This is a genomic window from Streptomyces sp. NPDC059499 (genome assembly GCF_042749285.1).
Taxonomy (GTDB): Bacteria; Actinomycetota; Actinomycetes; order Streptomycetales; family Streptomycetaceae; genus Streptomyces.
This window is the reverse complement of sequence record NZ_JBHYTT010000001.1, coordinates 99013-112423: the sequence shown is the minus strand read 5'-3', so window position 1 is coordinate 112423 and position 13411 is coordinate 99013. Positions and strand designations below refer to the sequence as shown.

13 protein-coding genes and 1 pseudogene are annotated in these 13411 nt (G+C 72.1%); 11 read left to right on the top strand and 3 right to left on the bottom strand.

Annotated elements, in window-relative coordinates:
- Positions 1–11: 11 nt before the first annotated feature.
- The 3 genes from hmgA to ACFW9O_RS00500 all read left to right on the top strand — a co-directional run bounded on the left by hmgA (position 12) and on the right by ACFW9O_RS00500 (position 3463).
- Positions 12–1331 (top strand): homogentisate 1,2-dioxygenase, encoded by a 1320-nt coding sequence (gene hmgA, locus ACFW9O_RS00510; protein WP_384603465.1) that lies wholly within the window; start codon positions 12–14, stop codon positions 1329–1331.
- A gap of 43 nt (positions 1332–1374) precedes the next feature.
- Positions 1375–2151: a GntR family transcriptional regulator gene (locus ACFW9O_RS00505; RefSeq protein WP_384603462.1), complete on the top strand. Its 777-nt coding sequence runs from the start codon at positions 1375–1377 to the stop codon at positions 2149–2151.
- Between the two features lie 70 nt (positions 2152–2221).
- The gene (locus ACFW9O_RS00500; protein ID WP_384603460.1) at positions 2222–3463 is read left to right on the top strand and encodes a type ISP restriction/modification enzyme; all 1242 of its coding nucleotides are present in this window, start codon (positions 2222–2224) and stop codon (positions 3461–3463) included.
- A gap of 40 nt (positions 3464–3503) precedes the next feature.
- Here ACFW9O_RS00500 and ACFW9O_RS00495 read toward each other — a convergent pair whose 3' ends face one another.
- A complete protein-coding gene (locus tag ACFW9O_RS00495; RefSeq protein ID WP_384603458.1) occupies positions 3504–4214 on the bottom strand; it encodes a TetR/AcrR family transcriptional regulator C-terminal domain-containing protein in 711 nt (236 codons plus the stop codon).
- 63 nt (positions 4215–4277) lie between these two features.
- On the opposite strand from ACFW9O_RS00495, the gene ACFW9O_RS00490 reads away from it, so the two are divergent.
- The 3 genes and pseudogenes from ACFW9O_RS00490 to ACFW9O_RS00480 all read left to right on the top strand — a co-directional run.
- Positions 4278–5246: an ATP-binding cassette domain-containing protein gene (locus ACFW9O_RS00490; RefSeq protein ID WP_351177363.1), complete on the top strand. Its 969-nt coding sequence runs from the start codon at positions 4278–4280 to the stop codon at positions 5244–5246.
- The gene (locus tag ACFW9O_RS00485) at positions 5243–6073 is read left to right on the top strand and encodes an ABC transporter permease (RefSeq protein ID WP_384603455.1); all 831 of its coding nucleotides are present in this window, start codon (positions 5243–5245) and stop codon (positions 6071–6073) included. Before ACFW9O_RS00490 ends, ACFW9O_RS00485 begins: the two co-directional genes overlap by 4 nt.
- Positions 6074–6108: 35 nt before the next feature.
- Positions 6109–6391: pseudogene (locus ACFW9O_RS00480) on the top strand (hypothetical protein); the annotation flags it as partial.
- An 11-nt stretch (positions 6392–6402) separates the two neighbouring features.
- Here ACFW9O_RS00480 and ACFW9O_RS00475 read toward each other — a convergent pair.
- Both ACFW9O_RS00475 and ACFW9O_RS00470 read right to left on the bottom strand, forming a co-directional pair.
- Positions 6403–6666, bottom strand: a complete 264-nt coding sequence (locus ACFW9O_RS00475; protein WP_329212691.1) for a hypothetical protein — start codon at positions 6664–6666, stop codon at positions 6403–6405.
- Positions 6667–6879: 213 nt separating this feature from the next.
- Positions 6880–7689 (bottom strand): SGNH/GDSL hydrolase family protein, encoded by an 810-nt coding sequence (locus ACFW9O_RS00470; protein WP_384603452.1) that lies wholly within the window; start codon positions 7687–7689, stop codon positions 6880–6882.
- Positions 7690–7778: 89 nt separating this feature from the next.
- Between ACFW9O_RS00470 and ACFW9O_RS00465 the strand changes: the two genes are divergently transcribed.
- The 5 genes from ACFW9O_RS00465 to ACFW9O_RS00445 all read left to right on the top strand — a co-directional run bounded on the left by ACFW9O_RS00465 (position 7779) and on the right by ACFW9O_RS00445 (position 13288).
- Positions 7779–8264, top strand: a complete 486-nt coding sequence (locus ACFW9O_RS00465) for a hypothetical protein (RefSeq protein ID WP_384603449.1) — start codon at positions 7779–7781, stop codon at positions 8262–8264.
- Between the two features lie 408 nt (positions 8265–8672).
- Positions 8673–9443: a glycosyltransferase family 2 protein gene (locus ACFW9O_RS00460; protein ID WP_351177378.1), complete on the top strand. Its 771-nt coding sequence runs from the start codon at positions 8673–8675 to the stop codon at positions 9441–9443.
- On the top strand, positions 9440–10483 hold the full coding sequence (locus ACFW9O_RS00455; protein ID WP_384603446.1) for a glycosyltransferase: 1044 nt from the start codon (positions 9440–9442) through the stop codon (positions 10481–10483). The genes ACFW9O_RS00460 and ACFW9O_RS00455 overlap by 4 nt, the downstream gene beginning before the upstream one ends.
- Before the next feature lie 20 nt (positions 10484–10503).
- The gene (locus ACFW9O_RS00450) at positions 10504–11304 is read left to right on the top strand and encodes a polysaccharide deacetylase family protein (protein ID WP_384605190.1); all 801 of its coding nucleotides are present in this window, start codon (positions 10504–10506) and stop codon (positions 11302–11304) included.
- 139 nt (positions 11305–11443) lie between these two features.
- Positions 11444–13288 (top strand): hypothetical protein, encoded by a 1845-nt coding sequence (locus ACFW9O_RS00445; protein ID WP_384603444.1) that lies wholly within the window; start codon positions 11444–11446, stop codon positions 13286–13288.
- Positions 13289–13411 lie beyond the last annotated feature (123 nt).

Here is a 13411-nt window from a genome sequence, read left to right as displayed (position 1 = left end):
GGGAGCGCATGATGAGTGGCACCGAACAGGCCAGGAAGACGGCGGAGACTCTCACGTACAGCGCCGGTTTCGGCAACGAGCACGGCTCGGAGGCCGTCCCGGGAGCGCTTCCGCACGGCCGGAACTCACCGCAGCGCGCACCCCTCGGGCTGTACGCGGAGCAGCTGAGCGGCTCGGCCTTCACCGAACCCCGCGCACACAACCGCCGCTCCTGGCTCTACCGGATCCGCCCCTCGGCGGCCCATCCCCCGTTCGTCCGCGTCGACAACGGCGCCGTGCGCACCGCTCCCTTCGCCGAAGCGGTTCCGGATCCCAACCGGCTGCGCTGGGACCCGCTCCCCGAGCCGGCGCCGGGTACGGACTTCCTGGCCGGGCTGTGGACGCTGGGCGGCAACGGCGACGCGACGCAGCGCACCGGAATGGCCATCCACCTCTACAGCGCGAACTCCTCCATGACGGACAGGGTGTTCAGCGACTCCGACGGCGAGCTCCTGATCGTGCCCGAGCGCGGCGGCCTCCTGGTCCGTACCGAACTGGGACTGCTGCGCGCCGAACCCGGCCATGTGGTGCTCGTCCCGCGCGGTGTCCGCTTCCGCGTCGAGCTCCTGGACGCCACCGCCCGCGGGTACGTCTGCGAGAACTACGGGCAGCCGTTCGTCCTCCCCGACCTGGGCCCGATCGGCGCCAACGGCCTGGCGGCCGCGCGGGACTTCCTCGCGCCCGTCGCGGCGTTCGAGGACCGTGAGGGACCGGTCGAGGTCGTCAACAAGTTCTGCGGGAACCTCTGGTCGGCGACGTACGGCCACTCCCCGCTCGACGTCGTCGCCTGGCACGGCAACCACAGCCCGTACGTCTACGACCTGCGCCGCTTCAACGTCCTCGGCAGCATCAGCTTCGACCACCCGGATCCGTCGATCTTCACCGTGCTGACCTCACCGTCCGACACGCCGGGCCTGGCCGGAGTCGACTTCGTCGTCTTCGCCCCGCGCTGGCTGGTCGGCGAGGACACCTTCCGCCCGCCGTACTTCCACCGCAACGTGATGAGCGAGTACATGGGGCTCATCGAGGGCGCGTACGACGCGAAGGCGGGCGGTTTCGTGCCCGGCGGCGGCTCGCTCCACAACATGATGTCGGCACACGGGCCGGACCGTGAGACCTTCGACCGGGCGAGCGCCGCGGAGCTGAAGCCGCAGAAGATCGACGACGGACTGGCGTTCATGTTCGAGACCCGCTGGCCGGTCACGGCGACCGCGCAGGCCGCTGCCGCGGACCATCTGCAGCACGGGTACGACGACGTGTGGCAGGGTCTGAGCCGCAACTTCCGGCCGTGAAACCCCGAAACCGGCCACTGCCCAGAGAGTCCAGGTGAACCGGATGAACCACGTGAACGAGGTGAATCACACCCCCGCCTTCGCCCCCGACTCCCTCGTGCTGAACCGGAAGCTGCCCCTGTGGTACCAGGTCTCGCAGTCGCTGCGGGCCTCGATACTGGGCCGCCCCCAGGACGCCTCGCCGCGGCTGCCCACCGAGGAGCAGCTCGCCGCGCACTACGGCGTCAGCGTCCTGACCATGCGCCAGGCGCTCAAGGAGCTGGAGACGGAAGGCCTGATCAGCAGGCACCGGCGGCGGGGCACGTTCATCGAGCCGCGCGCCCGGCGGGTCTCACCGGTCCGGCTGCTGGGTTCGATCGACGCCATCGTCGCCCAGCAGTCGGGTGAGCGGACCACCGTCCTCGGCCATGGCGCCACTCCCGTGCCGTGCGATCTCGCCGAGTTCTTCCCCGACTGCTCCGAGGTGGTCGACTACCGGCGGCTGCGCTGCGACGACGGGACGGGCGAGCCCACCAACTGGGCGGAGAACGCGGTGCGTCCCGACATCGCGGCGAGGATCGACGTGGCCGATCTCGAGCGCTGGCCGATGACGAAGGTACTGCGCGACGCGGTCGGCGTGCGGATCTCCCGGATCACGGACACGGTCGAGGCCCGTCTCGCCGACCCGGCGACGGCTGAGCTGCTCCAGGTCCCGCTGCTCAGCCCGATCCTGCACTACACGGGCGTGACGTACGACGACGACGGGCGGGTGGTGGACGTGGCGCGGATCCGGTACCGGGGGGACCGCTTCTCCTTCTCCGTGACGGTGGAAGCGCACTGACCACCCCGCCCCGACCGCCCGCCGTTACGATGCCACGGTCGGCGGACGTGGCGACGGGGAGGACGACACGGTGGCAGCACGGGTGGCGGCCGGAGCCGGCGGGGCCGAGGGGATCCCGCTGCTCGACGACCTCATGCCCTGGTCGGTGCGGCCCCTGAGAACGGGCCGCCCCTGGGTGACCGCGCCGGACGCGGCCTCCCTCAGGGCCCGTTGGGACCTGCTGGTACGGGCCGAGGGCGCCGAGCAGGAACGGCTGTTCCGGTCCAGCCGCTCGCGCAGCCCCCTGACCCCGGCCGCGGCGCTGCCGGGCCGCACCACCGCGACGGGCCGGTTCGCCCGGGACCCCGGCCCGTACCCCGACCCGGTACGGATCCTGCACGGCCCCTTCGACGAGCAGTGGCTGATCCCCGACCAGCGGCTGCTCGACGCGGCCCGCCCGGAACTGTGGCGGGTCGCCGACGGGCACCAGGTCTTCGCCGTCGAGCACGGCTACGTACCGCAGGACACCGGGCCCGCCCTGTCCGTGACGGCGCTGCTGCCGGACGGGCACTCCCCCGCGGGCCGTCCGGGCCGGATCCGGCCGCTCTACCGGCGTCCCGGCGGCCGGGAGCCCAATCTCGCGCCGGGCCTGCCCGGTCTGCTGGGCGCCAGGTACGGGGCCGCGGCCGGCCCGGAGTCCGTCCTCGCCTGGGCCCTTGCCGCCGCCCGCCCCTCCCCCGCCGGATGTCTCGTGCCGCTGCCCGCCGACGGCACCCTGTGGGCCGAGGGTGTGCAGCTCGGCCGGGAGCTGCTGCGCCTGCAGCTGCGCGGGGCGCGCGGCGGTCAGCGTCCCCGGCTGCCGGGCGGGCGCAGGCCCTATGTGCGGGCCTCGATACCGCCCCGGCCGTCCGCGCTGCGCTACGACCCCGAGGACGAGGTGCTCACGCTCGGCGAAGGGCCGGGCGAGGGGCGCGTCTCACCCGTTCCGGCCGGGGCGTGGGAGTTCCGGGTGAGCGGCGTGCGGATGCTGGAGCTCTGGTTCGAGCGCCGCACGGCCCAGGACGGGCGGGACGGCCTGGAGGCACTGCGCCCGCGCGACTGGCCGCAGGAGTGGACGTCCGAGCTGCTCGAACTGATCACCGTCCTCGCCCTGCTGGGTGAACTGCGTTCCGCGCAGGAGACGTTGTGGAAGCGGCTCTCGGCGGAGCCCGCTCTCACCCGCGACGCGCTGCGGGCGGCCGGGGTGGTGCCGGCCCCCGCGACGGCCCGGCGGCCCGCCTCGGTCCTCGACCACCACGAGGAAGGGCCGGAGGGGCAGTTCGCGCTGCTGTGACCCCGCGCCCCGCCCCGCCCCGCCCCGCCCCGGCAGGCGGCTACCGCTCGAAGGAGTCCAGCACCCGGCCCAGCGCCCGGTCGAAGACGCCCTCCAGATCGATCGGCCCGGAGTCCTCGGCGAACCCGGCTGCCAGGCGCGGGTACTTGCCGGTCATGATCTGGCTGAGCAGATAGTTGGTGCGGGCCGCGTGCTCCTGTTCCTCGGTCCAGGGCAGCGAGCGGCTGCGTTCGGCCGTGGCGATCTCGTTGGCCGTGTAGGTGGTGACCACGCCGTTGACCATGGCGATGAGTTCCATCTTCTCGCCGAACCGGGCATCGAGCCCGTCCAGGATGCTCAGCGTGTACTCCATGTAGGCCAGTACGTTCGGGCTGAATCCGTAGACCGGTGACATCAGCCGGGGCACCCAGGTGTGGCGGTGCATCATCGCGCGGGCCTGGTGCGCGAGCGCCGTCATGTCGGCACGCCAGTCGCCGGACGGCTTCTCCGGCAGGTCGTACCCGCCACTGACCGCGTCGAGCATCAGCTCGTACAGATCCTCCTTGCGCGGCACGTAGTTGTAGAGCGACATCGTGCCGCAGCCCAGCTCCGCGGCCACCTTGCGCATCGACACCGCGTCCAGGCCCTCGGCGTCGGCGATACGCACGGCGGCTGCCGCGATGTCCGCACGGCTGAAAGCGGGCTTGGGCCCGCGGCCCGCCCGCTCGGGGCGCGCCCAGATCACTTCGGGTACAGGGGGTCGCCCCGCCATCGGTCATCACCTCTTTCACCATCGTAGTTACGTACACCGTACGTAGTGCGCTACGGTAGGCCCATGACAACTACGTACGCTGTACTTAGTGAAGGTCTGGAGAAGCACTACGGAGACGTCCACGCCCTGCGCGGGCTCGATCTCGCCGTCGCCGAGGGCTCCGTCTGCGGTGTGCTGGGGCCGAACGGCGCGGGAAAGAGCACCGCTGTCCGGGTGCTCACCACACTGACGAGCCCGGACGGCGGCAGCGCGCGGGTCGCCGGTCACGACGTGGTCCGCGAGGCCGCCGCCGTGCGCGCGGCCATCGGAGTCACGGGGCAGAGCACCTCCATCGACGGCGAGCTCTCCGGGCGGCAGAATCTCCGCCTCTTCGCACGGCTGCTCCGCCTCCGGGGCCCCGCGGGCCGCTCGCGCGCCGACGAGCTCCTCGAACGCTTCGGGCTGACCGAGGCGGCCGACCGCCCCGCCCGCACCTACTCGGGCGGCATGCGCCGCCGCCTCGACCTCGCCGCCGGACTCCTCACCCGCCCGCAGGTGCTCTTCCTCGACGAGCCGACGACCGGGCTCGACCCGCACAGCCGCAACCAGATCTGGGAGGCGGTACGCGAACTGGCGGGGCGCGGCACCACCGTCCTGCTGACCACGCAGTACCTGGAGGAGGCCGACCAGCTCGCCGACGACATCGTGCTGATCGACCGGGGCCGCGCCGCCCACCGGGGCACTCCGGCCGAACTCAAGTCCCTCATCGGCAGTTACGCGGAGGTCGTCGTCGCCCACGAGTCGGCGCTCGGAGCCGCGGCGGCGGTGCTCGACCAGCTGACCGGCGCCGAACCGACGCTCGACCACGAGCACCGCACCATCGGCGTCGTCGCGTCCGACGCCACGCTCACCCTGCCGCGCATCGTCCGCGAACTGGACGCCGCGGGTGTCCCGGTGATCGATGCGAGCCTGCGCCCACCCACCCTCGACGAGGCCTTTCTCCGACTGACCGACCGCGGCGACGTCCGCGCACCGAAGGAGCCGGCAGCATGAGCACGACGACCCCGGTCCACGAGCGGATCCAGGCGCCCGCCCTCACAGGCTCCCTGGCGGCCGACGGCCTGGCCATGGTGGGCCGCCATCTGCAGAAGATCAAGGCCGCGCCCGGCGTGCTGATCCTGACCCAGACCATGCCGATCACGATGCTGCTGTTCTTCGGCTACGTGTTCGGCAGCGCACTGGCGGTCCCGGGGCAGGAGTACCGCTCCTTCCTGGTGCCGGGCCTCCTCGCCGCAACGGCGGCCAACGGCCTCATGACCGGCATGTTCCAGGCGGCCCAGGACTGCGACCGCGGGGTGATGGACCGCTTCCGCACGCTGCCGATGAGCCGGGCCGCGGTACCGCTCGGCTCGACCGGAGCCGAGGTGCTGACCACGGCCGTCGGCATGATCCCGCTGATGCTCGTCGGACTCGCGGCGGGCTGGCGGATCGAGGGCGGCCCGGCCGCCGCGCTCGGGGCGTACGGGCTGCTGCTGCTCTTCCGGTTCGCCACGTCCTGGGCGGGCTACTGGCTGGGCCTGCTCATCCGCAACGAGGAGGCCGCGGGCCAGCTGGGCAGCGCCACCTTCATCCTGCCGCTGCTCTCCAGCGCGTACATCCCGACGGACGGCATGCCGGGCTGGCTGCGCACCGTCGCCGAGTGGAACCCGATCAGTGCCCTCGCCTCGGCCACCCGCGACCTCTTCGGCAACGCGGCCCCGGCCGAGGGTGCCGCCTGGCCGGTCGCGCACCCGGTGGCGGGGACGCTGGCCTGGGCGGCCGTCCTGCTCGCCGTGTTCGTCCCGCTGACCGTGCGCCGGTACGCACGCGGCACGCACTGAAACACGAGCGCCCGTGAGCGGGCGGACGGGGCCCCGCGACGAACACCGCCCGGATGGCGAACCGGGAGCGGACCGACGCGGTCGTGGGGCAGGCTCTCGCGCGGCTGACCGGCACGGAGGCGCTCGCCGGGCCGGACACGGCGCAGATCACACTGCCGGGCGGGGCGGGAGACGCCGATGGGTGCCGTACCGGCGCTGGGGGAACACACCGACGCAACGCTGCGGGTCCTGGGGATGACGGACGAGCAGACAGCAGCACTGCGCCGGGACGGAGTGATCGTGGGCACGGCCCTGAGCGGTGGGCCGGACCGGTCGTGACAGGCCGTCGGTCAGCGGCGGCTGCCGAAGAGCGAACGGCGCAGTCGCCGCAGCGGCGCGAAGAGCGAGACACGCGCGCTCCTGCTCCTGCGGGTGTGCGCGGCGTCGCGCGAGGTGAGCTCGAGCATCAGCAGCGTCGCTTCCGCGGACTCACGCTGCGGAACGGCGGGGCCGCCCAGCACTGCGAGATGGCGGTCGAGGCGCGAACTGGTCGCACTGCTCCCACATGTAATGGCAGGTACACGCGCCCTGCTGCGCACCGTTATCTGTTCCATGTCACTCCCCACCCGTACGAGGGCACCCGGCCCGGGCAGGTTAACCCTATCGCCCCGCGATGACACTCGCGTATCCCGGTTGGAGGATTACGTACATGTATACGGAGGTTGACGGGCGGTCACCGAATGCCGCGGATGGAGGAGACCCTGGAGAACGGGGTCTCCTCCCCGGCTGTACGGCCGGGCCGGTTGCGCCGCGCGACTACGGACCGGTCAGGCCGCCGAGTTGAAGACCGGCAGGTAGCCGCCCGACTGCCCGGCGGCGGTGGGGTGGTAGGACTCGCCGATGTTGAGCCAGTTCACACTGTGCAGCCAGGCACTGCCCGAGCAGATCTCGTGGTTGGTGAAGGTGGACGTGACGTCACCGAAGGTGAAGCCGTGGTCGGCGGCCCGCTTGGCGGTGGCCGCGTTGAGGTAGTCGGCAGCGCTGTTGATGGCGGCGCGTTCCTTCTCGCTGAGACCTGCGAGGCAGCTGCCGCCGAGCTTGTAGAAGCGGGGATAGCCGAGGACGACGACACGGGCGGCGGGTGCCTTGGCGCTGATCGCCGAGTACACGGTGTCGAGCCGTCCGGGCAGGGTCGAGTCGACGAAGGAGCGGGCGGTGGCGATCCGGCTCAGGCAGGTGGACTCGGACTGCAGGACGCAGGTGGTCATGACGTCGGCGAAGCCCGCGTCATTGCCGCCGATGGAGATCGAGACGAGGTCGGTCGAGGAGTTGACGGGCCCGAGCTGACCGGCCGTGACATCGGCCGTACGCGCTCCCGAGCACGCGGTGAAGGAGAACGAGGCGGGCGCGTTGGCGGCGGCCCAGAGAGCGGGGTAGGCCCGGGTGCTGCGCTTGCAGTTGCCGCTCGCGCTGTCGTAGCTGCCGGCGCCCACGCCGGAGGAGTACGAGTCGCCGAGAGCCACGTAGTCGACCGCGGCCGCGGATTCATCGGCGTTGGCGACACCGGCCCCTGTCAGAGCGAGAACGGTACCGAGCAGGAGAGAGGACGAGAACGCCACGAGTCTGGACATTTTCATGGAACCTCCTTGGGCAGGATCTCTGCCTACTCCGTGGTAGCAGTCACGGCCGCGATTCCGGAAGTGTTCATGCCAAGACCATTCAGCAAGTGCTTCTTGACGCCCTCCTGGCGTTACGTCACATTGAAATCCGGCATCCGGCGCGCTGGGGGGCAAAGTCGCCAATGCGGATCATCAGTAGTGAGACAGGGTCAGTTCGGACAGATGTGCTGCCTGTTGCGGCAGGTGCCGCCGTGGCGGTGGCGGGGGTGGGCGCAGCGCTGGCACTCAGCGACTTCGACTCAGCATTGCGCGCCCCTTTCGCGCTCTTTCACCTCTTCGCAACCCCGGCCGCCGCGCTCTCCGCGTGGCTGGCCGGCATGGACCGCACGGGCCGGCTGGTCGTCTCGGTCTCGGGGTCCCTCGCCGTCAATCTCCTGGCGGCGCAGGCGCTGACCGCACTGGACAGCAGGTCAGCGCGGAATTCCGTTCTGATCATTTCAGTCGCCGCGCTGATCATTTTCCTGTCGTCCCGGATTCCGAAGGCCCGGAAAGACCCGAGCAATAGGAAGTCACAATTCCGCACGCGAGCGTGACAGTCAGGCAAAAAACCGGAAAAAGCGAGACCTCATAGGAGGTCTTGCCATATAGTTCCACTCGTTAATACCGTCGTACATCCACCCGCAACGGTCCATCACGCAAGGCGGCTCCAGGGGAGGGCTCAGGCAGCCGCGATGGATACCGGGCGGGGCGCGGTAGGGGGGTGCCGTGCCCAGCGGCCGTACTCAGTCGAGTCGGCCGCCGTGCGGCCAGTTGTGCCAGCTCATCCAGCCAGCTCGGAGTGCCATGCCGTCATGGCCGGGGTGAGAACCCCCCTTTCGAACCGGACCTTTATCCGGACTGCCCGGGGGCGGGCCGTCCACCGGACGAGAGGGAAAAGACTCATGAGTTCAGTCCTGCCTTCCTCGATCAGATCGACCGCCGAAGAGACCGAAGTCGCTCGAATGGAGAGCGAATACCGACCGATCTCTTCCCATCTCGCGATAGCGCCGCCGGTAAGTGTCGTGATCCCCGCCATGAACGAGGCGGAGAATCTTCCCTATGTGTTCAAGACCCTGCCCGACTGGATTCATGAAGTCGTGCTCGTGGACGGGAATTCCACCGACGACACGATCAGGGTGGCCCGTGAACTGCGCCCTGACGTCGTGGTCGTCAAGCAGGTCGGCAAGGGCAAGGGTGACGCCCTGATCAGCGGCTTCGCCGCCTGCACCGGTGAGATCATCGTGATGGTCGACGCGGACGGTTCCGCGGACGGCGAGGAGATCGTCAGCTACGTCTCGGCCCTGGTCGGCGGCGCCGACTTCGCCAAGGGCTCCCGCTTCGCCAACGGGGGCGGCACGGACGACATGACGCCGGTCCGCAAGTTCGGCAACTGGGCGCTGTGCACCGTCGTCAACCGCAAGTTCGGGGCCCGCTACACCGACCTCTGCTACGGCTACAACGCCTTCTGGAAGCACTGCCTGGACAGGATCACCCTGGACTGCACGGGCTTCGAGATCGAGACGCTGATGAACATCCGGGTGGTCAAGGCCGGGCTCAGGGTCCAGGAGGTCCCGAGTCACGAGTACAACCGCATCCACGGCGTGAGCAACCTCAGTGCCGTGCGTGACGGGATCCGTGTGCTCAAGGTGATCCTCAGGGAGAAGCGCGTGCGCCGCGGCGGGCGCCGGGCGGCCGCCGTGCCCGCGGTCATCGGCCGGGGACAGGTGCTGTGAACCTGCGCGACTTCTCCGTGGTCATCTGCGTGTACACCGAGGACCGCTGGGAGGACATCCTCGCGGCCGTCGGCTCGGTGCACGCGCAGTCCCTGCCTGCCCGGGAGATCCTGCTGGTGGTGGACCACAACCCGGCGCTGCTGGAGCGGCTGGGCAAGGAGTACGGGCAGCCGGGGCGGTCCGGGGCGGTGCGGGTGCTCGCGAACGCGGGCCCCCGCGGCCTCTCGGCCGGCCGCAACACCGGCATCGCCGCGGCCCGCGGGGAGATCGTCGCGTTCCTCGACGACGACGCCGTGGCCGAGGAGGACTGGCTGCGCCACTTCGACAAGGGCTACGACGATCCGCGGGTGATGGCCGTCGGCGGGCGGACCGTGCCCGCCTGGTCGTCGGGCCGCAGGCCTGCCTGGTTTCCCGAGGAGTTCGACTGGGTCGTCGGGTGTACGTACAGGGGGCTGCCGCCCGGCACGGTCCGGGTCCGCAACGTCCTCGGGGGCAACGCGTCGTTCCGGCGCACGGCGTTCGACGCCGCGGGCGGCTTCGCCACCGGCATCGGGCGGGACGGCGACAAGCGGCCGCTGGGCGGTGAGGAGACGGAACTCTGCATCCGGCTGGCCCGCGCGCTGCCCCGCGCGGTCCTGCTGATCGACGACCGCGCGGTGATCCACCACAAGGTCCCCGCGGTACGGGAGCGGTTCCGCTACTTCCGTACCCGCTGCTACGCCGAGGGGCTCTCCAAGGCACTCGTGTCCCGGAGCGTCGGCGCGGGCAAGGGACTCGAGTCCGAGCGCCGCTACACCACCCGGGTGCTTCCGGCCGGGGTGGTACGGGGTGTGCGGGACGCGTTGCTCGGCAGGTCGGGAGGCGCCGGGCGGGCCGGCGCCGTCGTGACCGGTGTGCTGGCCGCCGCGGGCGGCTACGCCGTGGGGAGCGTCCGGTCGCGGGGCGGCGGGGCGGCGTTCTCCGTACCGGCCGTCGAACGGCGCCCGGACGCGGAGGACGCCTGGGCACCGGGCCCGGACGTGCGGGGTGAGCCGTCGTGAGCGTGGCCGTGCCGATCCTGATGTACCACGCAGTGGGGCACCGTCCGGCCGCCGCCGCGTACGGACTCTCCGTGTCGCCCGGCGCGTTCCGGGCGCAGATGGAGATCCTCGCCGGGCGAGGCTTCACCCCGCTCACCACGGCGGCGCTCGGCGAGGGCTGGCGCTCCGGGCGGCCCCTGCCGTCCCGGCCCGTGCTGATCACCTTCGACGACGGTTACGAGGGGGTGCACCGGCACGCCCTGCCGGTGCTCGCCGAACACGGCTTCGCCGCCACCGTCTTCGTCTCCACCGGCTGGCTGCGCGGTGCGTACGACGAGGGCGGCGCCCCGGACACCATGCTCGACTGGGGGCAGGTACGGGAACTCGCGGCGGCGGGCGTGGAGATCGGCGGCCACAGCCACACCCATCCGCAGCTCGACCAGCTCGACGACGCGCGGCTGCGGGCCGAGACCGTGCGCTGCCGGGAGATCGTCGCCGGTGAACTGGGCGCTCGCCCGGCCTCCTTCGCCTATCCCTACGGCTACTCCAGCCGCCGGGTGCGGCAGGCGGTGCGGGCGGCGGGCTTCGCCCAGTCACTCGCCGTGGGCAACGCCCTGGCACACCGTCGGCAGGGGCCGTACGCCCTGGAGCGGGTGACGGTCCGCCGCAGCACCGGTACCGCCGAGTTCGCACGACTGGTCGAGGGCCGGGCGGTCGCCCGCACCTTCGCCGTGGACCGGACCCTCACGAAGGGCTTCGCGGTCGTACGCGGCGTGCGCCGGGTGCGCCGCCGGTTCGGCGGCTCCGCACCGGCTCAGGGACCGGCTTCAGGACCGGTCTGATCCAAGGACGGCCGGACTCACCGGACGGGCAACGGCGCCCGTCCGGTGAGTCCGGCTGCCCGCTCCTCGCACTGCCCAGGGACATCCGTCGCCGCTCGCCGGCACCCATCGGCACAGGAGAGAGCAGGAGAGAACAGGGATGACCGAGCACCGGCCCGCCTGGGCGCTGAGAACACCGCTGCCGCAGGCCGCCACCGTACCGAGTTCGCCCACGTCACTCCCGTCCCCGACCGCGTCCGCCGGTCCGGGCTTCTTCACGGATTCCGTTGCGGACGTCACCGCTGCCCCGCGCCGTAGACCCGCGCTCCCCCTGCCGCTCGGACCCGAGCTCGGCATCGGGCTGCTGCTGGCCGCCGCACTGGCTCTGTTCTGGCTGCCGTTGCGCTCCCTCGGGGACAGGGAGCTGGACAGGATGGGAGACCTGGGCCTCGTCTCCGTACTGCCCGCGACGACCTTCCTGGGGGCCGGGCTGCTCGTGCTGGCCTTCGCTTCGCTCCTCCGGCTCGACCGGCCGCACCGCGCGCTGCTGACGGCCGTGCTGCTCGCCACCCTGTTCTCCCTGCACGGCCTGCAGGCCGCGTCGGGGGCCGCGTCCGCGCCGTCCGGGGCGGTGGAGGTCCTGGCGGAGTTCACGACGGGAACCCCGGCGGACGCCGCGACGCTCGCCCGGTGGTGGCCGGCGGCCGTCCATCTGCTGGCGCTGGGGCCCCTGTTGCTGATGATGCGGCAGGTCCGGGCGGGCTGGCGGGCTCCGTGGACGGGTGCGTGGATCTTCGTGCTGAGCTCCTGGGCGGTCCCCGACGGCAGCGCCGCCGAGGGCATCGCCCATCTCCTCCATCTGTCGTTCGTGGCGCTGGTGCTGGTCCGGATCCGGGTTCCCCGGACAACGGAGCCGGAGGAGCACGAGCGGCTGCCGGGCGAACCTCCGCCGGCCGAGGCCGAGTCGAGTGGGGAAGGGCTCCGCCCGAGGACCGCCGTTCCGGCCGTAGTCGTCGCCGTGTTCGCCGCCGCGCTGGTCACCGATGCGCCGACTGCCCTGTTCATGCTGGCCGTCCTCGCCGGACTCGTCCTGGCACGCCGTTCGCGGATGTACGGGCCGCTGGTGCTGCTCGCGCTCCTGACCGTGGGGTGGGCCGTGTTCTCCGGCGAGCAGCTGAGGGTGTTCCGTCCGCCGGCCGGGGCACCGGGGACCGAGGGCGGTTCCGCACGGCAGCTGCTGTTGCCGGCCGGGGTGGTGCCGGCCGCCGCGGTCCTCCTGCTGGCCTGGTGCGGATGGTGGCGTCGGCACAGCCACGGCCACTCGGAACGTACGTTGCTCGTCGTCGCCCTCGCGCCGGCCACGGTCCTCCTCCTCCGTCCGATGGACGAGGCCGTGGCGGCACAGATGTTCGCGTGCGCGCTGCCCGGGACCGCTCTGCTGGCCGCCCTCGCGCTGTTCCCGCGTGCCGGGACCGCGACCACGGCGGGCGGGCGGGAGCGCGGCCGGACGAGCGCGGCCCCGGTCGGCGCGCTCCTCGCGGGGCTCACGCTGACCGGCGGCTTCCTCGTGGTTCACGGCGGCGACGCCCCGTTCGAACGGGTCACCCCCGGTGAGGCCGAAGCTGTCGCGTACGTGGAGGGGCTTCCCGGCGGACCGGGGCGGCTGTTGTGGCTGAGTGACGGCAGCGGGGCCGGGGCCGGGCCCGCCCTCTCCCCCGGCATCCTGCGTCCGACGGCCGCGCCCCGCGATCCGGTCCTGGTGGGCGGGCTGGTCGCCGCGCTGCGGGAGGCGGGCCCGCACGCGTATCTGATGGCCGGTCACCGTCAGGCGGAGTACCTGCGGCTCACCGCGGGGCACTCCGCGTCGTGGGAGCGGCGGCTGGTCCGCAGTCTCGACGCCCGGCCCGATCTGGTGCGCGTCCTGTCGAACGACGACGCGCCTCTGTACGCGCTGCGCGGGACGGTCCGGGTGGCGGCCCACCCCGGGCCCGGTCGCGACGGGTGACCGCGAGGTGCGTGCGCCGCGCTGACCTCGGGGGAGGCCGCGCCGGAGTGCCGTGCGCACCGGCCGGGAGCAGCTCGCGAAACCTGGGTGCACGGGGTGCCGCCGTGCCGGATCATGGGCGCC